Source organism: Pseudoflavonifractor sp. An184 (genome assembly GCF_002160305.1).
GTDB lineage: Bacteria > Bacillota > Clostridia > Oscillospirales > Oscillospiraceae > Lawsonibacter > Lawsonibacter pullicola.
Window position 1 is genome coordinate 1 of sequence record NZ_NFKI01000050.1, and the last position, 21913, is coordinate 21913.

The window sequence follows — 21913 nt, forward strand, 5'->3', positions numbered from 1 at the left end:
CGCAGAATCAAGCTAAAACTGAAGGGCCTGACACCTGCTCAACACAGATACCAGACCCTTCAGGTCGCTTAATTCAAATATTTGTCTAACTTTTGGGGTTCACTTCAGAAGCCGGTGGGATTTTTCGTTTTTTAGTCCTGGACCTCTCGCAGGCGCTTGACTGCGGCGGAATCCTGAACACTCTTGACTTTTGCCTCGTTCACATAGCGGGTAACGGCGGCGGTGCTCTTCTTCACCGGGGTGATGGTGCCCGCGCCGGCCACGCAGCCGCCGGGACAGCCCATGCCCTCCAGCAGGTAGCCGTTGTACTTGCCGGCCTTGGCCATCATCAGCATCTTGCGGCACTCCCGCAAGCCGTCGGCGTGCTCCACCAGGACCTCCCGCTCCGGGTCGATCTCGGCGATGGCCTTTTTCACCGCGTCAGCCACGCCGCCGGTGACGGCGAAGCCCCGGCCCAGAGAGGTGCCGGTGGAGAACTCGTCGTCGGGGTCGTAGGGCATCTCAGAGGGGACGATGCCCTTGGCGTCGAAGATGCCCTGCATCTCCTCGAAGGTGAGCACGAAGTCCACGTCGCTGCGGATGGTGCGGCGGGAGGCCTCCAGCTTCTTGGCGGTGCATGGGCCGATGAATACGATGCGCACGTCCGGGTGGTCCTTCTTGTACAGCCGGGCGGTGAGCACCATGGGAGTCATGGCCATGGAGATGTAGTCCTTGAACTGGGGGAACAGCTTCTTGGCCATCACGCTCCAGGAGGGGCAGCAGGAGGTGGCCATAAAGGGCTGCTCGTTGGGAACCTTCTTCAGGAAGTCCTCGGCCTCCTCGGCGGTGCACATGTCGGCGCCCACGGCCACCTCGATGACCTTGTGGAAGCCCACCTGGCGCATGGCCTCCCGCATCTGGGAGGAGGTGACCTTCTCGCCGAACTGGCTGACAAAGGCGGGCGCCACCGCGGCCACCACCTTGTCGCCCCGCTTGATGGCCTGAATCAGCTGGAAGATCTGGCTCTTGTCAGAGATGGCGCCGAAGGGGCAGTTCACCAGGCACATGCCGCAGGAGACGCACTTGTCGTAGTCGATCTTGGCCCGTCCCAGCTCGTCGGAGCCGATGGCGTCCATGCCGCAGGCCTCGGCGCAGGGGCGCTCAAACTTCAGGATGGCGCCGTAGGGGCACTCGTCGGCACACTTGCCGCACTTGATGCACTTCTCCTGGTCGATGAAGCTCTTGCCCTGGACAATGGAGATGGCGTCCTTGGGGCAGACCTCCTTACAGGGGTGGGCCAGACAGCCCTGGCACATGTTGGTCACCTGCACCCGCTTGGTGGGGCAGGCGTTGCAGGCAAAGGAAATGATGTTGATCAGCGGGGGATCGTAGTACTTCTCCGCCACCAGGCTGTCCTCCAGGTAGGCGTCCGTGGGCTCGTACTCGCTCACGTTCCGCAGGGGCAGACCGATGGCCAGCCGGATGCGTTCGCTGACCACAGCCCGCTCCACCAGGATGTTCTGGCGGTACTTGGCCACCTCGCCGGGGATGATCTTGTAGGGCAGCTCCCGAATGGTTTTGGCGTAGTTGCCCCCCTCAAAGGCCATCCGGGCCACCTCGGTAAAGACCTGGCGCCGGATATCGTTGATAAAGGTATGGACACCGCGCATTTACTTTCTCCTCCTCTGTTTTGCAGGAAAACTTTCATCTTACACGGCTCTATCTTACCATAGCCGGCCCGCTTTGGCAACTGTTCCGCCCGTTAAGAAAGTGGAGATTTCTGCAAAATTTTCCTGTATCTCATACAGCACTTTCTCCAAATCCCATCTTGCTTTCATTGCGCAAACCGGCGGGTCAAGAATTTTTGCGGAAGTCTGCGTCTCTCCTTTTTGGGGCCGCCCCTCTCCGTCCCGCGTTTCTCCCCCTGAGGGCCGTTTTTTCGCCGCAAAAAACGGCTGCGAAGGAACAAAAGAGGGAGAAACCCGCAGGTTTCTCCCTTCAGGCTGTCGAAAAAGTCCAAGGACTTTTCCGACAGCCTGCAAAAATGCCGTTACTTTTGCGCCCCGCAGCGGCGCAAAAGTCCTCGCTGCGCTCGCTGAACGCCTTGCCCTGCAAGGCATTCAGGGCATTCGATCCCACTCGAGGCGGGCTGCCGCCCCCTCGAGCTCCCCCGCCAACACTCAGGCGGATTCGTCTGAACAGAGGTTTTTCCACAAGCTGGAGGGAGAAACCCGCAGGTTTCTCCCTTGAAAAAGCAATGCCGGCAGTTCTCCGCCCGACCGGCCGGTCCGCATTTATGCGGATGGAAATTTGGTATAGGGTTCCGTGCTGGAGAGCGTGATCCCGGTCCCGGCCAGCACCAAGTCACCGCCGTCGGGTCCGCAGAACCACACGGCCACAGAATCTGGATCTCCCAAGTCAGGATCGACAGCCCAGCACTGGAGGGTCTTTTTGACGCTGTCCAGCACCAGCTGATCCCGCTGCGCGGTTTCCGACTGGTTTCCCTCCTCCGACACATCGGTGGTCAGAAGTGTGCACGTATCCGCAAAGGTAACCGTGATTCCGCCCTTGCCGGAGTAAATCTGATCGGCCAAATCCAGATTCCATCCGGTTATTTTTGCCATGGCAGAGAGCACTTCGGTCACCGGAACCTGGCCTGTCTCCAGGCGTTCTCCTGTATATTCCACGGGGAATTCCGCATATTCCCCATCTGTCCCCACATAGATCGTAACAGAGGCTGCCTTCTCTTCACTTCCCCCGTCCGAGCCCGACTCAGACTGCACCGGAGGCGCAGAGGACACGCCCCCGCCCGCCACAGGATCGGAGGTTCCCCCCGCTGGGATTCCGCATGCGGCCATGGCGACGACGCAGGCGCCGATGCACAGGGAAAAAAGCCTTCGTCTCATATGGATGACCTCCTTTCTACTTTCCGGTCAATCAAATGGTTCTGGTGAGGCACTATTATAGGGTAGAAAAGCAAATCCGTCAATGCGGCGGACTGTTTGTTTTCAAAAGGTTCTCTCTTTATTCACAAAACGGCGGCCCGGACCTCCAACGCCCAGACCGCCGTTTTTCCATTACTTTCGCTTTTTGTGCTTGTCAAAAAAACCCTTCAGGCCGCTCTCCTCGGGAACGTCCTCGCCCATGGCCTCAGCGAAGGCCCGCAGGGCCTCCTTCTGCTCGCCGTTGAGGGAGGTGGGGATCTGGACCCGGACGGTGACGTACTGGTCGCCCCGGCCCCGGCCCCGCAGCTCGGGGATGCCCTTTCCCCGCAGGCGGAAGGTGGTCCCGGTCTGGGTCCCGGCGGGCAGATTGTATTTCACCTTGCCGTCGATGGTGGGGATTTCCAGCTCGGCCCCCATCACCGCCTGATAGAAGGTCACCGGCTGCTCATAGAGCACCGTGGTGCCGTCCCGGCGGAACTGGGGATGGGGCTTGACATGGACCGCCACGATCAGGTCGCCGGCGGGGCCGCCGTTCTTCCCGGCGTTGCCCTGTCCCCGCAGGGAGATGGCCTGGCCGTCGTCGATGCCGGCGGGAATGCTGACCGTGACCCGCTTGCTCTTTTTCACGCTGCCGCTGCCGCCGCAGGCCTTGCAGGGGGTGTGGATGATCTTGCCCGTCCCCCGGCAGCGGGAGCAGGGGGCGGTGCTGGAGAAGGCAAAGCCGCCGGTGCGCTGCTGCACCCGGACCACGCCGGTGCCCCGGCAGTCGGGACAGGTCTCCGCCGTGGTGCCCGGCTCCGCGCCGGAGCCGTGGCAGGCCTCGCACTCCTCGGTGCGGTTCAGGTTGATCTCCTTCTCACAGCCGAAGGCCGCCTCCTCAAAGGAGATGGTCAGACTGGCCCGCAGGCTCTCCCCCTTCTGGGGGCCGTTCCGGCGGGAGGAGGCGCTCCCGCCAAACCCACCGAAGCCGCCGCCGAAGAAGGACCCGAAGATGTCGCCCAGGTCGATGTCCCCCATGTCGAAGCCGCCGAAGCCGCCGCCCGGGCCGCCTGCCCCGTAATTGGGGTCCACACCCGCGTGGCCGAACTGGTCATAGCGGGCCCGCTTCTCCGAGTCGGACAGGATGCTGTACGCCTCGTTCACCTCTTTGAACTTGGCTTCCGCCTCCTTGTCCCCGGGGTTCATGTCCGGGTGGTATTTTTTGGCCAGCTTCCGGTAGGCCCTTTTAATTTCATCGTCCGAAGCGCCCTTACTCACGCCCAGGACTTCATAGTAATCACGTTTCTGTTCTGGCATAGTATCACCAACTTTTGAATTAGGAATGAGGAGTTAGGAATTAGGAATTGCGGAATCCGCCTTTGGCGGATGAATTGAACTTCGTCCGGCCCGCCCGGACACCTCAATTCCTCATTCCTAATTTCTAATTCCTAATTGTCGCATAGGCAAGACGCCGCGCAGGCGGGGCGATGCCCCGCCCGCGCGGACCATAGATCATTCTTACTTCTTGTCGTCGTCCACCACGGTGTAGTCCGCGTCCACCACGTCGGGGCCGCCGTCGTTTCCGCCGGTCTGGCCGCCCATGTCGGGGCCGCCCGCCTGCTGGCCGTTCTGCTGATAGAGCTTCTCGCTGACGGCGTAGAAGGCCTTGGTGAGCTCCTCGGTGGCGCTCTTGATGGCCTCGGTGTCGTTGCCCTTCAGGGTCTCCTTCAGCTTGCCCAGGGCGGACTCCACGCTGGCCTTGTCGGAGGAGGAAATCTTATCCCCCATGTCCTCCAGGGTCTTCTCGGTCTGGAAGACCATCTGGTCGGCCTGGTTGCGCACGTCCGCGGCCTCCCGCTGCTTCTTGTCCTCGGCGGCGAACTGCTCGGCCTCCTTGACGGCCTTGTCGATGTCCTCCTTGGACATGTTGGTGGAGGAGGTGATGGTGATGTGCTGCTCCTTACCGGTGCCCAGGTCCTTGGCGGACACGTTCACGATGCCGTTGGCGTCGATGTCGAAGGTGACCTCGATCTGAGGCACGCCGCGGCGGGCGGGAGCGATGCCGTCCAGGTTGAACCGGCCCAGCGTCTTGTTGTACTGAGCCATCTCACGCTCGCCCTGGAGCACGTGGACCTCCACAGAGGTCTGGTTGTCGGCGGCGGTGGTGAAGATCTGGCTCTTCTTCACGGGGATGGTGGTGTTGCGCTCGATGAGCTTGGTCATCACGCCGCCCATGGTCTCAATGCCCAGGGACAGGGGGGTGACGTCCAGCAGCAGCAGGTCCTTCACGTCGCCGGTGAACACGCCGCCCTGGAGGGCCGCGCCGATGGCCACGCACTCGTCGGGGTTGATGCCCTTGAAGCCCTCTTTGCCGGTGAGCTTCTTCACCTCGTCCTGAACGGCGGGGATCCGGCTGGAGCCGCCCACCATCAGGACCTTGGAGATATCGCTGCCGGTGAGGCCGGCGTCGCTCATGGCCTGCTTCACGGGGCCGCTGGTGGCCTCCACCAGGTGGTGGGTCAGCTCATTGAACTTGGCCCGGGTGAGGGTCAGATCCAGGTGCTTGGGGCCGGTGGCGTCGGCGGTGATATAGGGCAGGTTGATGCTGGTGGAGGTGACGCCGGACAGCTCGATCTTGGCCTTCTCGGCGGCCTCCTTCAGGCGCTGCATGGCCACCTTGTCGCCGGTGAGGTCGATGCCCTCGGTCTTTTTGAACTCGGCGGCCATCCAGTCCATGACGCACTTGTCGAAGTCGTCGCCGCCCAGGCGGTTGTTGCCGGCGGTGGCCAGCACCTCGATGACGCCGTCGTCGATGTCCAGGATGGACACGTCGAAGGTGCCGCCGCCCAGGTCGTACACCATGACCTTCTGGGCGCTCTCCTTGTCCACGCCGTAGGCCAGAGCGGCGGCGGTGGGCTCGTTGATGATCCGCTTCACGTCCAGGCCGGCGATCTTGCCCGCGTCCTTGGTGGCCTGGCGCTGGGAGTCGGTGAAGTAGGCGGGGACGGTGATGACCGCCTCGGTGACGGTCTCGCCCAGATAGGCCTCGGCGTCCGCCTTCAGCTTCTGCAGGATCATGGCGCTGATCTCCTGGGGGGTGTACTTCTTGCCGTCGATGGTCACCTTGTAGTCGGAGCCCATCTCACGCTTGATGGAGATGACGGTCCGGTCGGGGTTGGTGATGGCCTGGCGCTTGGCCACTTGGCCCACCAGACGCTCGCCGTCCTTGGAGAAGGCCACCACGGACGGGGTGGTGCGGTTGCCCTCCGCGTTGGGGATGACCACGGGATCGCCGCCCTCCATGACGGCCACACAGCTATTTGTTGTACCTAAGTCGATACCAATGATCTTAGACATAATCTTGTTCCTCCAATATGAATGAAATTTTATGTTACAAAGTTAAAGGGAAATCCATGAGAGAAAATAGAACACAAAGGAGAAGGCGAACAGCAGGCCGGCGGCAAAGCACAGCCCCATGGTCAGGGGATTCAGGCGCCGCAGCACGCCGTGCTTTCGATTGTGACAGGGGTGCTTCATGTCAGCCTCCTTCGTGGAACGAATCACATCAGTTGGCGACCTTCACCATGGCGAACCGGATGACCTTCTCGCCCAGCATGAAGCCGGCCTGAAAGACCTCCGCCACGGTGTTCTCGCCAAAATTCTCGTCCTCCACATGCATGACCGCATTGTGCAGGGCGGGGTCAAAGGGTTTTCCCAGGGCGTCGATCTCGGTGATGCCCAGCTTCTCCAGCACGGACTTGAGCTGGTTCATGGTCATCTCCACGCCCTTCTTATAGGCCTCGTCGGCGGTCTCCTGCTTCAGGGCCCGCTCCAGGTTGTCGTACACCGGGAGGAAGGCCACGGCCGCGTCGGCCTTCGCCTCGCTCCAGATGGACTCCTTCTCCTTGGCGGTGCGCCGGCGGTAGTTGTCGTACTCGGCGGCCAGGCGGAGGAATTTGTCCTCCTGCTGGGCCACCTGATTTTTCAGGGACTCCAGCTCAGTCAGCAGGGGATCGGCGGTCTCCGTCTGGCTCTGGCCGGCCTGGGTCTCCTGGGGCGCGGCCTCCTCCGGAGCTTCCTCCGGCTGCTGCTGGGGCTCGGTCGGGACCTGCTCCACGGTCTCCTCCGGCTTCTTGTCTTTCTTGCTCATAAATCAGCTTGCTCCTCCTATTCCTTGTCCTGTCCGCCGCCGTCCCCGTCGCCGGGGGGAAGCTCGCCCTTGCCGAACATCCGGGTGAGGCTGTCGGCGAAGTAGGACAGGCGGGCCGTTACCTTGGCGTAATCCATTCGGGTGGGCCCGACCACACCGATGACGCCCCGCATATTATCTCCAATGTCATAGCTTGCCATGACCACGCTGGTGTCCTTCAGGGCCTCGTTCACATTCTCCGGCCCGATGAGGATATTCATGTTCTGCCCCTCCTGGAGGGTCACAGGCAGTTTGGAGGACTCGTGCTCCTCCGCCAGATAGTTCATCAGAGGCTTCGCCTTGTCCAAACTCCTGTACTCCGGGTGCTCCAGCAGGTGGGTGATGCCCAGGGTATGGACGCTCTGGCTGGACTGCTCGCTCAGGACCTCCATGGCGAACTGGACCACCAGGGAGATCAGGGCAAAGGCTCCGGGTGCGGAGCGGGTCTCCATCTTGTCCAGAGTGTCCTCCATCTCCTCCTGGGTCAGCCCCACGAAGGCGTTGTTCAGCACCGTGGACAGCATTTGCAGCTGGGGGTCCGACACCTGGTCGGGCATGCGGATCAGCTTGTTCTTCACCACGCTGCTGTCCGTCATCACCACGGCGATGAAGGCGTTCTCCTCCACCATCAGCAGGTCGTACCGCTTCACCGTCACCCGCTTTTTGGGGGCGGCGGCGGTAAAGACGGGGTAGTCGCTGATCTGGGAGAGAACCTTGCCCGCCCGGTCGATGACCCGGTCCAGCTCCTCCATCTTCACGTTCAGCGCGTCGTTGATGCGCTGGGTCTCCTGCATGGTCAGCCGGTGCTCGCCCATGAGCTCATTGACGTACAGCCGGTAGCCCAGAGGGGAGGGAATCCGGCCCGCCGAGGTGTGGGGCTGTTCCAGATAGCCCATCTCGGTCAAGTCGGCCATCTCATTTCGGATGGTGGCGGAGGAGATGTCCAGCCCGGCCTGCTCGGCCACGGCTTTGGACCCCACCGGCTCGGCGGTGGCGATATAGATCTCCACGACGGCCCGCAGAATCCTCTTTTTCCGGTTGGTCAGCTCCATGCCCTCACCTCCTGATTGATTTGAAATGTTTTAGCACTCATTATCCCCGAGTGCTAAATATAATGTACCACCCGCCCCAGGGAATGTCAATAGGCACTTTATGAATTTATTTTAAACAAATAAATCGGACCTGCGGCGGCGCTCCTTTCGCACAGTTTTAACGGTATTGCTAATTTTTCTCCGACAGTTATCATCGGATTCTCACCTGCTCCGGAGCCGGCGCCGGACCGGCCCTGGATCTTTTTCCCGCTTCTCTATAAAAATTATCCCGCTCCCCCTTGACAAGCCGGTGATCCTGTCTATAATATGAAGTATACTTCATGTGAAGTGTACTTCATATTCAATGGAACAAGAGAGGTGGGATGCGGCTTGAAGACCCGGGTGAAGGAGCTTCGGACGGCGGCCGGCATGACCCAGCAGCAGCTGGCCGATCTGGTCCACGTCTCCTCCCGTACCATCATTTCACTGGAAAAGGAGCAGTACAGCCCCTCCCTCATGCTGGCCTACCGCCTGGCGCTGGTGTTCGGGGTGGCGGTGGAGGACCTGTGCTGCCTGGAGGAAAACCTGAAAGCGGAGGATCAGAAGTATGAAGATCTATCATAAGAAAAACTTTGCCGCAGGGCTGTTCTTCACCCTGTTGGGTGCGGCATTTATTGTGCTTTTTCTGGTGCGGGGGAACATCCAGCCCAAGTCGGTGGTGTTTTGTGCGCTCAGCCTGCTCCTCGGTCCCGGGCTGCTGCTGCGCAGCTTTGACAAGCGCCTCTTCTTCCAGGACAGAGTGGATGAGCTGGACGAGCGGAACATCCTGGTGAAGCTGCGCACCAAGAGCACCGCCTTCTCCATCGTCCAGTACACGCTGCTGGGGGTATGCGCCCTGTGCGCCATCGGAGCCGTGCTGTACGAGAAAAACCCGGACGGACAGCTGGTGCTGGGCGGCATGCTGATCGTGTCCGGGGTGGTCTGGTTCATCTCCCTGCTGTCGGAGCTGTTTTGCGGACTGCACTATGAGAAAAAGCTGTAACCCCATCCATATCCAAAAAATATAAATTGAGTGAGGTGTCTCCTATGTCTCGAACAAGACGAAGCGAACAGCGCACCCTTCAGGACCTGGGGCTCATCCGGGACGAGCGGGACCGGGAAGTGGAGCGGGCCGCCCGGAGCCGGGCCTGCTCTGTCCTGGTCACCGTCTCCCTGCTGATGGCGGCGGCCTGCCTGCTCCAGGGGGACTCCGCCTGGGCCCCTCTGCTGGCCCTCACGCCTCTGAGCTGGGCCGTTCAAAACTTCTCCCGGTTCGCGGCGGACGGGAAGCGCCTGTACCTGATCCTGGCCCTGCTGTCCGGGGCGGCCGCCCTGGCCCTGGCGGGCTGGTATCTGATCCAGGGACAGGAGGACGGCCTGTTCTCCATCGGCCGGCTGATTGGGTTTGCCGTGCTGTCCTGCCTGCTCGTCTCCCTGGCCGGGCTGGTGTTTCTGGCGCTGTTCCTGGCATTCCTATTTGTAAAAGGAAGGTGGAGCCGCATGAACGAGGAGAAGTGGGAGCGCTACTTCCAGTCCATCTCCACCCTGGGCCTGCTGGTGCGGCTGGGCGGGATGCTGTCCCTGGCCATGGTGCTGGTGTCCATCCTCAGCGTCCCCCTGTTTCAGCTTCTGGGCTTTCCCGCCCCGGAGCGTCTGGCCCTGGTGCTGCTGGCCGCGGGCCTGACCTATACCCTTGGTAAGCTCAACCGGGATCGGGAGAAGCTGCTGCGGAAACTTCTGAAGCTGAAGCCGGCGGCGTGACCGCTCAACTCCTCTAAAATACATGCCGCCCATCCTCTGCTGGGACAGAGGGTGGGCGGCTACGCGCTACAACCCCGGCTTCAGCCGCTCCGCCGCAATTTGAATCTGTTCCTGGGTAGGCGTCCAGTAGAATTTGATTTCCACGATGCGCTTCTCCCAGCAGACCAGATAGGTGTCGTCCAGAACCCCATCGCTCCAGGAAACCTGATAGACCTCCTCCGCCTCCCAGGGGGCGGGGTCCACCGGTATCAGGTACTTTTCCAGAACTTCGTCCTGGTTGTCCCGGATAAACCCATCCTTGACAAAATCGTAGAGGAACGGGACCTTCACGTCGGCGATCTCATAGCGGAGCTCATATCCCTGGATCTCCTCGGTATACAGCAGGTCCTGCCGGTAGTCCCCATAGGCCAGGAGGGGGCTCTCCTGGAGCCGGGCCTCCTTGGACCAGCGGGCGTCCACCTGGGCCAGGTCCTCCACCTCCAGGGGGAGGGGGTCGTCGTAGATGTCCATGGTCAGCCCGTCCCAATCGTACTGTCCCACCGGCTGGCTCTCCTCCCCCGGGATGATCCGCCAACCCTGGATGGCCGCCCCTACCGCCACTGCGGCGATTCCAACGATGGCCAGAACAAAAACGGCAGCGCTGGTCACCGCCAGGTTGACTCTGCGGGAGACGCCCCGGCCCTTCAGCGCCCCCAGCATCCAGTTGGCCAAGAGGATGGGGATTACTGTGACCACAACTACGAAAAACAGGAACAGAAGCCCATCGCTGCTGGCTGAGAAGGAGAACAGCAGAAATACGGTGGCCAGGCCCACTGCCGCCCAAGAGAGCCAGGGGTGGGCCCGGACCGGCAGAAAGACGCCGTGTTCCGCCGCCTCCTTGGCCCGCCGCCCCCAGCGGAAGTAGATAACCAGCTCATAGATTGTCATCAGCAGGAACATCAGCCAGAGGGGGATGGTAAAGAGCCGGCTGGTGTCGGAGAGGTAGTCCGCCGGGTCCCGCCGCAGCTGGGACAGCTGCTGGTACAGAGACCAGAAGATCAAAAGAACCATGAGCAGCTGGCTCACCAGCACCTTTTTCCGCATGGTCCGGTGGATGTTGTCCACCTGAGGCACCGGGTCTGTGTCGATGGGGACGGCGTCCTCCCGGTCGGTGCAGAAGATCTGCATGGCGTCCCACCGCAGCACCAGCCGCCACCCGTCCTGGGCGCACAGCTCCTCCCTCTCCAGCTGCCTCTCGCTGGGTTTGGGGTCAAACTCCGAGGCCCCGGGGAAATAGGTCACGGCAAATCGGAGCTTCTGCGGGGGAATTTTCGTATAGGTCCAGAACAGATTGCCCGCCTTTTGGATCATCCAGCCCCGGGCGGCCATCTGTTCCAGCTTCCGCTGGATGGCTTCCGGGTCGTAAAAGGAGACATTGACCAAAGTCCGCTTCACGGTGCTCATAGAGGCTCCTCCTTTCCAAGCAGGTGCTCATAGTCGGCGGCCTGGGACCGGATGCGCCGGTACTCCCGGTCCAGCATCTGCCGCCCCTTCTCTGTGATGATGTAGCTGCGCCGGCGGCCCTCCGCACGGACCTCCTGGATCATCCCCTCGGCGGTAAACTGCTCCAGCAGGTCGTAGAGGGTCCCCGAGCCGATGCTCACCCTGTCCGCCGTCAGGGTGCGGACCATCTCCAGAATCTCCACCCCCCGGCGCTCCTGGTGCAGGCAGAGCAGAATGTAAAACATCTGCTCGGTGAGCGTCTTGAACCGCTCCCTTGGCATCTCCGCACCTCCATTTCTCGATCATCGAGTTTCTGTAATTTTATTATAACTCGAATATCGAGAAAGTCAAGGGCATCGCTTTCTCTCTCCGTCCCTTTTGTGCGCCCGGGCCGCTCTCATAATTTGAGATTTCTCTTCCTTTTGATTGAAAGAAGTGTTATGATAAAGATGTAAAAAAGTCTGTTCCCCTGGAACAGAAGGAGGAACGCACATGTTCAACACCATCGGTTTCATCGGCACCGGCACCATGGGCTCCGCCGTGGCCCGTGCGGCGGTGAAGGGGGCCCCGGAGGCCTCTATTCTGCTCTCCAACCGCACCCCAGCCAAGGCGGAGGCCCTGGCCAAGGACCTGGGAGTCCAGGCCTCCGACAACGAGACGGTGGCCCGCACCTGTTCGCTGATTTTCCTGGGGGTAAAGCCCCAGATGATGGCCGGGATGCTTGAGGCCATCGCCCCTGTTCTGGCCGCCCGGAGCGACCGCTTCGTGCTGGCCTCCATGGCCGCCGGTCTGGACGCCCGGCGCATCCAGGCAATGGCCGGGGGCAAGTACCCGGTGATCTGCTTCATGCCCAACACCCCGGTGGCGGTGGGGGCCGGCGTGGTCCAGTACTACGGGCTGGACGCCGCGGAGGAGGAGCTGGATGGCTTCCAGGCCCTGCTCGCCCCCGCCGGTCTGGTGGACCGGATCGAACCGGGCCAGCTCAACGCCGCCAGCGCCGTGTCCGGCTGCGGCCCCGCCTTCTGCTCCCTGTTCATTGAGGCTCTGGCCGACGGCGGAGTGGCCTGCGGCCTGCCCCGGGCCAAAGCCCTGGCCTATGCGGCCCAGATGGTGGAGGGCACCGCCAAGCTGATGCTGGAGCAGCACGCCCACCCCGGAGTCCTGAAGGACGGGGTCTGCTCCCCCGGCGGCACCACCATCCAGGGGGTGCGCGCGCTGGAGGCAAATGGCTTCCGCTCCGCCGCCATGGAGGCGGTCATCGCCGCCTACGACAAGACCGTCGCCATGGGCAACTGAGACATATCCCTGCATACACTGCCTGAAAGGGGTTTTTCTGATATGAGAATCGTGGTAAAAGTCGGCACCTCCACCCTGGCCCACTCCACCGGGCGCATGAACATCCGCCATGTGGAGGACCTGGTGAAGGTCCTCAGCGACCTGAAAAACGCGGGGCACGAGATGATCCTGGTGTCCTCCGGCGCCATCGGCATGGGGGTGGGCAAGCTGAACCTGCCCGGCAAGCCCAGCGACATGCCCACCAAGCAGGCCGCCGCCGCTGTGGGCCAGTGCGAGCTCATGTACACCTACGACCGGCTGTTTTTGCAGTATAACCACACGGTGGCCCAGATCCTCCTCACCGGAGAGGACGTGGACCACACCGAGCGCCGGGAGAACTTTGAGAACACCATGGAGCGCCTGCTGGAGCTGGGCTCCCTGCCCATCATCAACGAGAACGACACCGTGGCCACCGCTGAGATCAAGGTGGGCGACAACGACACCCTGGGGGCCATTGTGGCCCGGTGCGTCAAGGCCGACCTGCTGGTCCTCCTCAGCGACATTGAGGGCCTGTACACCGCCGACCCCCGGAAGGACCCCAGCGCCAAGCTGATCCCCGTGGTGGAGGAGGTCACCCCCGAGATCGAGGCCCTGGCCGGCGGCGTTGGCTCCGGCCTGGCCACCGGAGGGATGGCCACCAAGCTCCGGGCCGCCAAGATGGTGGCCGAGGTGGGCTGCGACATGATTATCACCAACGGGGAGCACCCCGAGGTCCTCTACGACATCGCCGAGGGGAAGGCCGTGGGGACCCGGTTTATCGGGAAGAAGTAATTTTGTTTATGCGGGGGGATTTCGCCGCCCCGGCGGCGGGCAGGGTTCCGCCCTGCGGGGCGGGTTTCTTTCCCAACGATGGGAAAGAAACCAAAGGATCGCCGGGGACGTGGCCGATGGACTACGGCTCCGCTCCGCTTCGCCTAGGTCCATAGGACCGCTTTCCCCGGACCCCGTTTACGGGGGTTAACCCTTGGGCCGGGCAAGAAATTTCCGGCGCGCAAAATCTGAGTGGCTGGTCTAAATTCCCGCCGGGCCACTGGGCCCTGGGTTTGCAAAAATTGCCGCTGGTGCGATTCCATTTGTGCGCCTGGCTTTGCCGAGCCAACGCTGCTGGTGCAAATCTTGGCGGGAGGCCCAAGGGCCTCCCCTACACAGACCTGGAAGGCCTTCTTAATACCCCCGTAGGGGAGGGGCTTGCCCCTCCCGCGGTTCTTTGGCACGGTCCGTTATTTCCTATAGGGGCGGCACACCCGGGCCGCCCGGAGTCTCTCCGCCCGGGTTTCAACCTGCCGTCTGAATGGAGGATTCTTATGACTGCTGATCGGGAAAGACGCTGTACCTGCGGGGGCGTGATGAAGTTTTCCGGCCGTCAGGCGCTGCACATGAACGGAAGTCCGTTCTTTCTGGAGTCCTCCACTGAGTTTACCCAGGTGGACGTATACGTCTGCCCCGACTGCCGGAAGGTGGAGTTTTACCTCCCCGAACTTCCTGCGGAGGAGTCGCTGGAGGAAAACGCCATGCGCCTGTACGCCACGGCGTCGGAGAAGGAGCTGCGGGCCATTCTCGCGGACCCGGACTATCCGCCGGATGTACACCGTGGGGTCCGGAGGCTTTTAGAGCAGCGGACCGGGCACAAGGCGTGAACCTGTGATTTTCCCACGGCTGCTCCTCTCTGTAGGGCCACGATTTGTCGTGGCCACCGGGCGTCGACTGCCCCCTCATCCGCCTCACTCCGTTCGGCACCTTCCCCCCCAGGGGGAAGGTCGAGGGAGACGTATATCCCGTAGGGGCCGGCGTCCTCGACGGCCCCCCGTTTACGAAACATTTTAAACGATCAATCAAAAGAAGGTGACCACCTATGACCACACAAGAACTGCTCCAGAAAGCCAGGGGCGCCAAGACCGCCATGGCTCTGGCCAGCACTGAGACAAAGAACAAGGCTCTGTCCGCCATGGCGGACGCCCTGGAGCGGCGCCAGGCGGAGATCCTGGCCGCCAACCAGCTGGACCTGGACGCCGCCCGTGGGACCATCTCCTCCGTCATGCTGGACCGGCTGGCCCTGAATCCCGACCGGATCGCCGGCATGGCCAAGGGCATCCGGGAGGTGGTGGAGCTCCCCGACCCGGCGGGCGCCGTCCTCAACCGGGTGGAGCGCCCCAGCGGCATCGTGGTGGAGAAGACCGCCGTCCCCATGGGGGTCATCGCCATCATCTATGAGAGCCGCCCCAACGTCACCAGCGACGCCGCCGCCCTGGCCCTGAAGGCGGGCTCCGCCTGCGTGCTCCGGGGGGGCAAGGAGGCCCACCGCTCCGCCGCCGCCATTGTGGCCGCCCTGAAGGAGGGCCTGTCTGCCGCCGGCCTGCCCGAGGACGCCCTCCAGCTGGTGGAGGACACCACCCGCGCCTCCTCCAATGAGCTGATGACCGCCACCGGATATGTGGACCTGCTCATCCCCCGGGGGGGCGCCGGTCTCATCCGGGCCTGCGTGGACAACGCCACCGTCCCGGTGATCGAGACGGGCACCGGCATCTGCCACATCTATGTGGACAGAGCTGCCGACCAGGAGATGGCCCTGAACATTGTGGAAAATGCCAAATGCTCCCGGCCCTCGGTGTGCAACGCCGCCGAGGTGTGCCTGGTGGATCGGGCCGTCGCGGAAGAATTTCTCCCCAAGCTGCGGGAGCGCCTGGTGGACCGGCGGACCGCCCAGGGGGCCATCCCCGTGGAGCTGCGCCTGGATCAGGCTGCCGCCCAGATCATCTCCGGCACCCACGCCGGTCCCGAGGACTTTGACACCGAGTTTTTGGACTATGTGCTGGCCGTCAAGGTGGTGGACGGAGTGGACGCGGCTGTCGCCCACATCGCCGCCCACTCCACCGGCCACTCGGACGCCATCGTCACCGCCGACGAGGAGGCCGCAAAGCGGTTCCTGGCCCAGGTGGACTCCGCCGCGGTCTATTGGAACGCCTCCACCCGCTTCACCGACGGGGGCGAGTTCGGACTGGGCTGCGAGATGGGCATCTCCACCCAGAAGCTCCACGCCCGGGGCCCCATGGGCCTTGCGGAGCTGTGCACCTACAAGTATGTGGTGCGGGGGACCGGACAGGTCCGCTGACTTTTCCGGCTCCTCCCGACCGTTTCCAAGGTTTTCCGGCTGACAGGCTGTGCGTTCCGGCGTACAATGGAGCCAGCCCCCGTTTTCTTTGATACCAGTTCCCCGGGACCCGCGCCTCCGGAGCTGTGTATAGTCCCATTCACCCCTGTCGTTTTCAGAAAGGACTGATTCCATTGAACCATCATCTCAACGAGTTCTGCCGCACCACCCGGGAGCTTCTGGCCTCGGAGCAGGTACGAAGCATGGGCCGCTGGAACCATCATGGACGCATTACCACTTTGGATCACTCCCTGTTTGTGGCCTACTGGTCCTACCGTGCCGCCCGGAAATTCGGGTGGGACGAGGCCGCCGCCGCCCGGGGAGGGCTGCTCCACGACCTGTATTTATACGACTCCAAGGATAAGTCCGCCCACCCCGGCCTTCAGTGCTTCGACCACCCCCGCGCCGCGGCCCGAAACGCGGCGGAGCTCACCGCGCTCTCCGACAAGGAGCGCAACATCATCCTGTCCCACATGTGGCCGCTGGGCGGCCAGCTGCCCCGCTCCCGGGAGGCCTGGCTGGTGGACCTGGTGGACACCTTCTGCGCCGCCCTGGAGCTGGCGCGCATCTATCACCCCGGCCGTCTGCGGGAGCAGATGGGCGTGGAGCCCCTTCTGGAGAAGGGCGAGCCCATGCCCGCCCCCTGCTGACGGACATTTGACCGCCGTCCCAGTACAACTGGGGCGGCGGTCTCCTGTGCTGTGAGCAATTTTGCACAAAAATGAAAAAATCGCTTAAATTTAAAAATTTTTTTCTTGTCCACTCAAAATTTCCCTGTTAATATGCTATAATGTCTTTACCGGCGCAGTTCCCGCGCCGCCCGGACCGGCTGGCCCGGCTGTTTTAATGATATCAGGAGGTAATCCGTTCATGGAGGATTTTTCTGCCAAGCGCCAGGCCCTGCTGGACTCCGGCGTAAAGATGATGGACCCGGATACGGTCTATGTGGAAGAGAGCGTCACCGTGGGGCCTGGGACCCTGCTGCTCCCGGGAACTATCCTGCGGGGCAGAACGGTGGTGGGCGCCAACTGTGAGATCGGCCCCAACACCATGCTGGTGGACTGCACGGTGGGAGATGGAGTGACCATCAACTCCTCCCAGTGCAATGAGAGCACCATCGACTCCGGCGCCCACGTGGGGCCCTTCGCCTACATCCGTCCCAACTGCCATGTGGGCGCGGACGTGAAGGTGGGCGACTTTGTGGAGCTGAAAAACTCCACCATCGGCGAGGGGACCAAGATCTCCCACCTGACCTATGTGGGCGACGCCGACGTGGGACGGAAGGTCAACTTTGGCTGCGGCACGGTGCTGGTCAACTACGACGGCAACCGGAAGTACCGCTCCACCATTGGGGACCACTGCTTTATCGGCTGCAACACCAATCTGGTCTCCCCCGTCCACATCGGGGATGGGGCCTACACCGCCGCCGGCTCCACCATCACCCAGGACGTAGAGCCGGACGCCTTGGCCATTGCCCGGGCCCGGCAGGTGGCAAAGCCCGGCTGGGCCGCCGCCCATCGGGCCAAGAAGGACGCCAAGTAGCCCCCGCGCTTTTGTGGTTCCATATTCGGTCTGATAAACACCCCCGCACTGCAGAGAAAGGAAAAAGAGGGCGCCCGGTCCCCGGACGCGCTCGCAATTACGGAAGGAAGTTGAGTATGATCACACACGGGAAAAGCATCAAAATTTTTACCGGCAATTCCAACCCGGAGCTGGCCAAGGCCATCTGCCAGGAGTTGGGCGTCCCTCTGGGCAACGCGGAGGTGGGCTCCTTCGCCGACGGCGAGAACTACGCCTCCATCTATGAGACCGTCCGCGGCTCGGACGTGTTTGTGGTTCAGTCCACCTGCCCCTTTGAGAAGGACGGAGTGGCCCACACCGTCAACGACGCCCTCATGGAGCTGCTCATTATGATCGACGCCCTGAAGCGCGCCTCCGCCGGACGGATCACCGCGGTGATCCCCTATTTCGGCTACGCCCGCCAGGACCGGAAGACCAAGCCCCGCGACCCCATCTCCGCCAAGCTGGTGGCCAACCTGATCACCCGCGCCGGCGCCGACCGGGTGCTGACCATGGACCTGCACGCCAACCAGATCCAGGGCTTCTTTGACATCCCGGTGGACAATCTGCTGGGCTCCCCCCTGTTCGTCAACGAGTTCTTCCGCAAGTACGCCGCCATCCAGGACGAGACTATGGTGGTCTCCCCCGACGTGGGCTCCGTGGCCCGTGCCCGCGCCTTCGCTCAGAAGCTGGCTATGCCGCTGGCCATCGTGGACAAGCGCCGTCAGAAGGCCAACTCCTCCGAAGTTATGAACATCATCGGCGATGTGCGGGACAAGCATGTCATCCTTCTGGACGACATGGTGGACACCGGCGGCTCCCTGTGCCACGCCGCCAAGGCCCTGGTGGACATCGGCAAGGCCAAGAGCGTCACCGCCTGCGCCACCCACGGCCTGCTCTCCGGCCCCGCCGTTCAGCGCATCTCCGACAGCGTCCTGGACGAGGTGGTCTTCCTGGATACCATTCCCCCCAAGCCCGGCATGAAGTGCGACAAGATCCGCTACATCTCCGTGGCCCACCTGTTCGCCGAGGCCATCAGCCACATCTACGAGGAGACCTCCGTCTCCCGGCTGTTTTCTTAAATTCAAAGAAGTGGCAAAGCCACTTCTTTGAAAGAGGTGTCATTTCCGAGGCACATGTCCTCGAAAATGACGAGATCAAATTTATTCCGCCGTCTGCCTGCGCCCGTAGGCGCGTTTCGGAGCGCAACTGCCGCAAAGCGGCGGCACTTAGCGCGGGGATGACGGTGGAACTCCTTGCAGGAGGGCTTCTATGGGGCGGCCATACGGCCGCCCCCATTTTGTGGGATAGGAGGATAAAACCAATGTTTTTTTCCAGACAAACCGGCGGAGCCTCCTGGCTCATTGTGGGCCTGGGCAACCCGGGCGAGAAGTACGAAGATACCCGCCACAACGTGGGCTTCCAGGTGGTGGACGAGCTGGCCGAGCGGCAGAACGCCCCGGTTCAGAAGCTGAAATTCAAGGCCCTCACCAACCTGCTCACCATCTCCGGGGAGAAGGTACTGGTGATGAAGCCGGTCACTTATATGAACCTGTCCGGGGAGGCGGTGCGCCCGGCGGCGGATTTTTATAAAATTCCCCCGGAGCGCATTCTGGTCATCTCCGACGACACCGCCCTGGACCCGGGCAAGCTCCGCATCCGCCAAAAAGGCTCCGCCGGGGGCCACAACGGCCTGAAAAACATCATCCAGCACCTGGGCACCGACCAGTTTCCCCGGGTCCGGGTGGGCGTGGGCCAGAAGCCCCACCCCGACTACGACCTGGCCGACTGGGTGCTGGGCAAGTTCCAGGGGGAGGACAAAAAGGTCATGGACGAGGCGGTGAAGCGGGCCGCCGACGCCGTGGAGTGCATCCTGAAAGAGGGCGCTGACCGGGCCATGAACCGCTTTAACTGACCTGCTTTTCTTGGAAAGAAAAGCAGGCAAAAGAATTTTGTGCGAAACTTCGTTTCGCCTCCCGGCTGGCGGAGGGAACTGCAACTCTGGTTTTGGGAATTTCTGCGGGACGGGCTTCTTTTCTGAACAGGGGAAATTTCGCCGCCTGCGGGCGGCGAGGTCCTTTCCCAGCGATAGGAAAGGACCCAAAGGATCGCCGGGGGACGGCTCAAAATGGACACTCCGTGTCCATTCTGAGCCGTCCCCGGCGGCGTTTTGGTTACTTTGCCGCCGGGGGCAAAGTAACCCGCCCCGCAGGGCGGAGCCCTACATAACAGCGCGCCAAGTCGTCGCGCCCTACGGCTGGAAAGCAAAGGAACCGGGCGGCGGGGGCAAGCCCCCGCCCTACAAGATTCTTCTCACGACACCTGTTCCTTTAAACCGTCCCCTCATCCGCCCCCTTCGGGGGCACCTTCCCCCCAGGGGGAAGGCTTAAGAATAGGAAGGCGGCAAAATCCCCCCGTAATAAAAGTTCTACTTTCCTTCCCTCTGCTTCAAATACACCATCAGCACCGCCACGTCCGCCGGGGACACCCCGGACACCCGGCTGGCCTGGCCCAGGTTTTTGGGGCGGATGCGGCTCAGCTTCTGCCGGGCCTCCAGCCGGAGCCCCTCAATGGCGGTATAATCTATCGTGTCAGGCAGGCGGCGGTCCTCCAGTTTTTTCATCTCCTCCACCTGGCGCAGCTGGCGGTCGATGTAGCCCTGGTACTTGATCGCGATTTCCACCGCCTCCCGCACCGGCTTGGGCAGCTCGGGCCGGTCCGGGTCGAAGGGGGCAAGGGCCTCGTAGGAGATGGGGGGCCGCCGGAGCAGGTCGGCCAGCCTCGCCCCGTTGGCCACCGAGGACTCCCCGTAGCGGGCCAAAAAGGCGTCCAGTTCCGGGCTGGGGGCCGCGCCGGTGTGCTCCAGGCGCTTACACTCCCGCTCCACGGCGGCGTACTTTTTCCGGACGGCCTCCAGCTGCTCCTGGGGAACCAGCCCCAGGCGGCAGCCGATCTCCGTGAGCCGCTGGTCGGCGTTGTCCTGCCGGTGGAGCAGGCGGTACTCCGTGCGGGAGGTCATCATCCGGTAGGGCTCGTTGGTGCCCTTGGTGACCAGGTCGTCGATGAGCACCCCGATGTACCCCTGGTCCCGGCGGAGGATCAGGGGCTCCTTCCCCTGAATTTTCAACGCGGCGTTCACGCCGGCAATAAAGCCCTGAACGGCGGCCTCCTCATAGCCGGAGGAGCCGTTGAACTGCCCCGCCCCGTACAGGCCGGGGATTTTTTTTGTCTCCAGGGTGGGCTCCAGCTCGGTGGGGTCCACGCAGTCGTACTCGATGGCGTAGGCGCACCGGGTCATCTCCGCCTGCTCCAGGCCGGGGATGGTGTGGAGCATTTTAATTTGGACCTCCTCGGGCAGGGAGGAGGAGAAGCCCTGGATGTACAGCTCCTCCGTGTCCAGACCCATGGGCTCGATGAACAGCAGGTGGCGCTCCTTGCCGGCGAAGCGGACCACCTTGTCCTCGATGGAGGGGCAGTACCGGGGCCCCACCCCCTCGATGACCCCGGAGAACAGGGGCGACCGGTCCAGGTTGGCCCGGATGACCGCGTGGGTCTCCGGCGTGGTGGAGGTGAGGTAGCACACCGCCCGGTTCTCCGGCTGGGTCTGGGTGGAGAAGGAGAAGGGCTGGGCGTCCCCGTCCCCCTCCTGGAGCTGCATCTTGGAAAAATCCACCGACCGGCGGTTTACCCGGGGAGGCGTCCCCGTCTTGAACCGGCGGATGGACAGCCCCAGGTCCACCAGGCACTGGGTGAGGGGCAGGGCGGCGGCCAGACCGTCCGGTCCGGAGTCCCGGACCACCTCCCCCACAATGGTGCGGCCCCCCAGGTAGGTGCCGGTGGCGATGACGGCGGCTTTCACTTGATAAGTGGCCCCGGTGTGGGTGACCACCCCGGACACCGCCCCGTCCTCGGTGAGGACCTCCACCACCTCCGCCTGTTTCACCCAGAGGTTCTCCTGGAGCTCCAGGGTGTGCTTCATGATCTTCTGGTACTCCCGCCGGTCCGCCTGGGCCCGGAGGGACCAGACGGCAGGGCCCTTCCCCCGGTTCAAAATCCGGTACTGGATGCAGGCCTTGTCCGCCGCCCTGCCCATCTCGCCCCCCAGGGCGTCCAGCTCCCGCACCAGGTGGCCCTTGCCCGTGCCGCCGATGGCCGGGTTGCAGGGCATGTTGCCCACCGCGTCCAGGTTGATGGTAAAGCACAGGGTGCGTAGGCCCATGCGGGCGGCGGCCAGGGCGGCCTCAATGCCCGCGTGGCCCGCACCGATCACTGCGATATCATATTCTCCTGCGTCGTATCGAATCATCTGATATTTCTCCATATACTGCTTGCGGGCCCCGCGGGGTCCCGTAGATTTTTCATGCTCGGCGGAAGTGAATTCCGCCTCCGCCAAGGTTTTCGCTGCGCGAAAACGCTTGTACGCGCAATGCGCGTCCCGGCTTCGCCGGGTCCCTTAGTGGCCCGC

Annotated in this window: 21 protein-coding genes; 11 read left to right on the plus strand and 10 right to left on the minus strand. The window is 62.7% G+C overall.

The features are described from left to right. Positions 1 to 131 precede the first annotated feature (131 nt). The 7 genes from B5F19_RS13300 to hrcA form a co-directional block, all read right to left on the minus strand. Positions 132 to 1649, minus strand: a complete 1518-nt coding sequence (locus B5F19_RS13300) for a 4Fe-4S dicluster domain-containing protein (RefSeq protein ID WP_087291270.1) — start codon at positions 1647 to 1649, stop codon at positions 132 to 134. 624 nt (positions 1650 to 2273) lie between these two features. After that, positions 2274 to 2885, minus strand: a complete 612-nt coding sequence (locus tag B5F19_RS13305) for a hypothetical protein (RefSeq protein WP_087291273.1) — start codon at positions 2883 to 2885, stop codon at positions 2274 to 2276. A gap of 171 nt (positions 2886 to 3056) precedes the next feature. Continuing rightward, positions 3057 to 4220, minus strand: coding sequence for a molecular chaperone DnaJ (gene dnaJ, locus B5F19_RS13310; RefSeq protein ID WP_087291275.1), 1164 nt, complete (start codon positions 4218 to 4220; stop codon positions 3057 to 3059). A gap of 201 nt (positions 4221 to 4421) precedes the next feature. Next, a complete protein-coding gene (gene dnaK, locus B5F19_RS13315) occupies positions 4422 to 6260 on the minus strand; it encodes a molecular chaperone DnaK (RefSeq protein WP_087291277.1) in 1839 nt (612 codons plus the stop codon). Between the two features lie 42 nt (positions 6261 to 6302). Next, positions 6303 to 6440, minus strand: a complete 138-nt coding sequence (locus tag B5F19_RS17550) for a hypothetical protein (RefSeq protein ID WP_162612583.1) — start codon at positions 6438 to 6440, stop codon at positions 6303 to 6305. Positions 6441 to 6468: 28 nt separating this feature from the next. After that, the gene (gene grpE, locus B5F19_RS13320; RefSeq protein WP_087291279.1) at positions 6469 to 7053 is read right to left on the minus strand and encodes a nucleotide exchange factor GrpE; all 585 of its coding nucleotides are present in this window, start codon (positions 7051 to 7053) and stop codon (positions 6469 to 6471) included. A 17-nt stretch (positions 7054 to 7070) separates the two neighbouring features. Continuing rightward, positions 7071 to 8144 (minus strand): heat-inducible transcriptional repressor HrcA, encoded by a 1074-nt coding sequence (gene hrcA / locus B5F19_RS13325; RefSeq protein ID WP_087291281.1) that lies wholly within the window; start codon positions 8142 to 8144, stop codon positions 7071 to 7073. Positions 8145 to 8513: 369 nt separating this feature from the next. On the opposite strand from hrcA, the gene B5F19_RS13330 reads away from it, so the two are divergent. From B5F19_RS13330 to B5F19_RS13340, 3 genes are read left to right on the plus strand one after another with little or no spacing between them, the layout of a single operon-like run. Further along, positions 8514 to 8747, plus strand: a complete 234-nt coding sequence (locus tag B5F19_RS13330) for a helix-turn-helix transcriptional regulator (RefSeq protein WP_087291283.1) — start codon at positions 8514 to 8516, stop codon at positions 8745 to 8747. Further along, the gene (locus B5F19_RS13335) at positions 8731 to 9165 is read left to right on the plus strand and encodes a hypothetical protein (RefSeq protein WP_087291284.1); all 435 of its coding nucleotides are present in this window, start codon (positions 8731 to 8733) and stop codon (positions 9163 to 9165) included. Before B5F19_RS13330 ends, B5F19_RS13335 begins: the two co-directional genes overlap by 17 nt. 44 nt (positions 9166 to 9209) lie before the next feature. Continuing rightward, positions 9210 to 9923 (plus strand): DUF6442 family protein, encoded by a 714-nt coding sequence (locus B5F19_RS13340; protein WP_087291286.1) that lies wholly within the window; start codon positions 9210 to 9212, stop codon positions 9921 to 9923. A gap of 66 nt (positions 9924 to 9989) precedes the next feature. Here B5F19_RS13340 and B5F19_RS13345 read toward each other — a convergent pair whose 3' ends face one another. Both B5F19_RS13345 and B5F19_RS13350 read right to left on the minus strand, forming a co-directional pair. Further along, the gene (locus B5F19_RS13345) at positions 9990 to 11366 is read right to left on the minus strand and encodes a DUF2812 domain-containing protein (RefSeq protein ID WP_087291288.1); all 1377 of its coding nucleotides are present in this window, start codon (positions 11364 to 11366) and stop codon (positions 9990 to 9992) included. Continuing rightward, positions 11363 to 11686 carry a helix-turn-helix transcriptional regulator gene (locus tag B5F19_RS13350; protein ID WP_087291289.1) on the minus strand — a complete coding sequence of 108 codons (324 nt, stop codon included), beginning with the start codon at positions 11684 to 11686 and terminating at the stop codon, positions 11363 to 11365. The genes B5F19_RS13345 and B5F19_RS13350 overlap by 4 nt, the downstream gene beginning before the upstream one ends. 211 nt (positions 11687 to 11897) lie before the next feature. Here B5F19_RS13350 and proC point away from each other — a divergent pair, with 211 nt between their 5' ends. The 8 genes from proC to pth all read left to right on the plus strand — a co-directional run bounded on the left by proC (position 11898) and on the right by pth (position 19363). Continuing rightward, a complete protein-coding gene (gene proC / locus B5F19_RS13355; protein WP_087291291.1) occupies positions 11898 to 12701 on the plus strand; it encodes a pyrroline-5-carboxylate reductase in 804 nt (267 codons plus the stop codon). A gap of 42 nt (positions 12702 to 12743) precedes the next feature. Next, positions 12744 to 13511: a glutamate 5-kinase gene (proB, locus tag B5F19_RS13360; protein ID WP_087291293.1), complete on the plus strand. Its 768-nt coding sequence runs from the start codon at positions 12744 to 12746 to the stop codon at positions 13509 to 13511. Between the two features lie 533 nt (positions 13512 to 14044). Beyond that, the gene (locus B5F19_RS13365; RefSeq protein WP_087291295.1) at positions 14045 to 14377 is read left to right on the plus strand and encodes a hypothetical protein; all 333 of its coding nucleotides are present in this window, start codon (positions 14045 to 14047) and stop codon (positions 14375 to 14377) included. Positions 14378 to 14592: 215 nt separating this feature from the next. After that, positions 14593 to 15849, plus strand: coding sequence for a glutamate-5-semialdehyde dehydrogenase (locus B5F19_RS13370; protein WP_087291297.1), 1257 nt, complete (start codon positions 14593 to 14595; stop codon positions 15847 to 15849). Between the two features lie 173 nt (positions 15850 to 16022). Further along, the gene (locus B5F19_RS13375) at positions 16023 to 16538 is read left to right on the plus strand and encodes an HD domain-containing protein (protein WP_087291299.1); all 516 of its coding nucleotides are present in this window, start codon (positions 16023 to 16025) and stop codon (positions 16536 to 16538) included. A 220-nt stretch (positions 16539 to 16758) separates the two neighbouring features. Further along, complete coding sequence (locus B5F19_RS13380; RefSeq protein ID WP_242972816.1) at positions 16759 to 17430, plus strand: DapH/DapD/GlmU-related protein; 672 nt, start codon at positions 16759 to 16761, stop codon at positions 17428 to 17430. A gap of 116 nt (positions 17431 to 17546) precedes the next feature. Next, positions 17547 to 18530, plus strand: a complete 984-nt coding sequence (locus B5F19_RS13385) for a ribose-phosphate pyrophosphokinase (RefSeq protein ID WP_087291304.1) — start codon at positions 17547 to 17549, stop codon at positions 18528 to 18530. Between the two features lie 242 nt (positions 18531 to 18772). Then, positions 18773 to 19363 carry an aminoacyl-tRNA hydrolase gene (pth, locus tag B5F19_RS13390; RefSeq protein WP_087291306.1) on the plus strand — a complete coding sequence of 197 codons (591 nt, stop codon included), beginning with the start codon at positions 18773 to 18775 and terminating at the stop codon, positions 19361 to 19363. Positions 19364 to 19876: 513 nt separating this feature from the next. Here the strand turns inward: pth and mnmG are convergent. Next, positions 19877 to 21751, minus strand: a complete 1875-nt coding sequence (gene mnmG, locus B5F19_RS13395; protein ID WP_191438271.1) for a tRNA uridine-5-carboxymethylaminomethyl(34) synthesis enzyme MnmG — start codon at positions 21749 to 21751, stop codon at positions 19877 to 19879. Positions 21752 to 21913 lie beyond the last annotated feature (162 nt).

Excerpts from the sequence above, each read along its gene's own strand:
- proC (WP_087291291.1), top strand. The coding sequence starts at position 11,898 with ATGTTCAACACCATCGGTTTCATCGGCACCGGCACCATGGGCTCCGCC.
- B5F19_RS13305 (WP_087291273.1), bottom strand. The coding sequence starts at position 2,885 with ATGAGACGAAGGCTTTTTTCCCTGTGCATCGGCGCCTGCGTCGTCGCC.
- B5F19_RS13350 (WP_087291289.1), bottom strand. The coding sequence starts at position 11,686 with ATGCCAAGGGAGCGGTTCAAGACGCTCACCGAGCAGATGTTTTACATT.
- B5F19_RS13370 (WP_087291297.1), top strand. The coding sequence starts at position 14,593 with ATGACCACACAAGAACTGCTCCAGAAAGCCAGGGGCGCCAAGACCGCC.
- B5F19_RS13300 (WP_087291270.1), bottom strand. The coding sequence starts at position 1,649 with ATGCGCGGTGTCCATACCTTTATCAACGATATCCGGCGCCAGGTCTTT.
- B5F19_RS13385 (WP_087291304.1), top strand. The coding sequence starts at position 17,547 with ATGATCACACACGGGAAAAGCATCAAAATTTTTACCGGCAATTCCAAC.
- dnaK (WP_087291277.1), bottom strand. The coding sequence starts at position 6,260 with ATGTCTAAGATCATTGGTATCGACTTAGGTACAACAAATAGCTGTGTG.
- B5F19_RS13365 (WP_087291295.1), top strand. The coding sequence starts at position 14,045 with ATGACTGCTGATCGGGAAAGACGCTGTACCTGCGGGGGCGTGATGAAG.
- pth (WP_087291306.1), top strand. The coding sequence starts at position 18,773 with ATGTTTTTTTCCAGACAAACCGGCGGAGCCTCCTGGCTCATTGTGGGC.
- B5F19_RS13380 (WP_242972816.1), top strand. The coding sequence starts at position 16,759 with ATGGAGGATTTTTCTGCCAAGCGCCAGGCCCTGCTGGACTCCGGCGTA.
- B5F19_RS13335 (WP_087291284.1), top strand. The coding sequence starts at position 8,731 with ATGAAGATCTATCATAAGAAAAACTTTGCCGCAGGGCTGTTCTTCACC.
- B5F19_RS17550 (WP_162612583.1), bottom strand. The coding sequence starts at position 6,440 with ATGAAGCACCCCTGTCACAATCGAAAGCACGGCGTGCTGCGGCGCCTG.
- dnaJ (WP_087291275.1), bottom strand. The coding sequence starts at position 4,220 with ATGCCAGAACAGAAACGTGATTACTATGAAGTCCTGGGCGTGAGTAAG.
- hrcA (WP_087291281.1), bottom strand. The coding sequence starts at position 8,144 with ATGGAGCTGACCAACCGGAAAAAGAGGATTCTGCGGGCCGTCGTGGAG.
- grpE (WP_087291279.1), bottom strand. The coding sequence starts at position 7,053 with ATGAGCAAGAAAGACAAGAAGCCGGAGGAGACCGTGGAGCAGGTCCCG.
- proB (WP_087291293.1), top strand. The coding sequence starts at position 12,744 with ATGAGAATCGTGGTAAAAGTCGGCACCTCCACCCTGGCCCACTCCACC.
- B5F19_RS13345 (WP_087291288.1), bottom strand. The coding sequence starts at position 11,366 with ATGAGCACCGTGAAGCGGACTTTGGTCAATGTCTCCTTTTACGACCCG.
- B5F19_RS13340 (WP_087291286.1), top strand. The coding sequence starts at position 9,210 with ATGTCTCGAACAAGACGAAGCGAACAGCGCACCCTTCAGGACCTGGGG.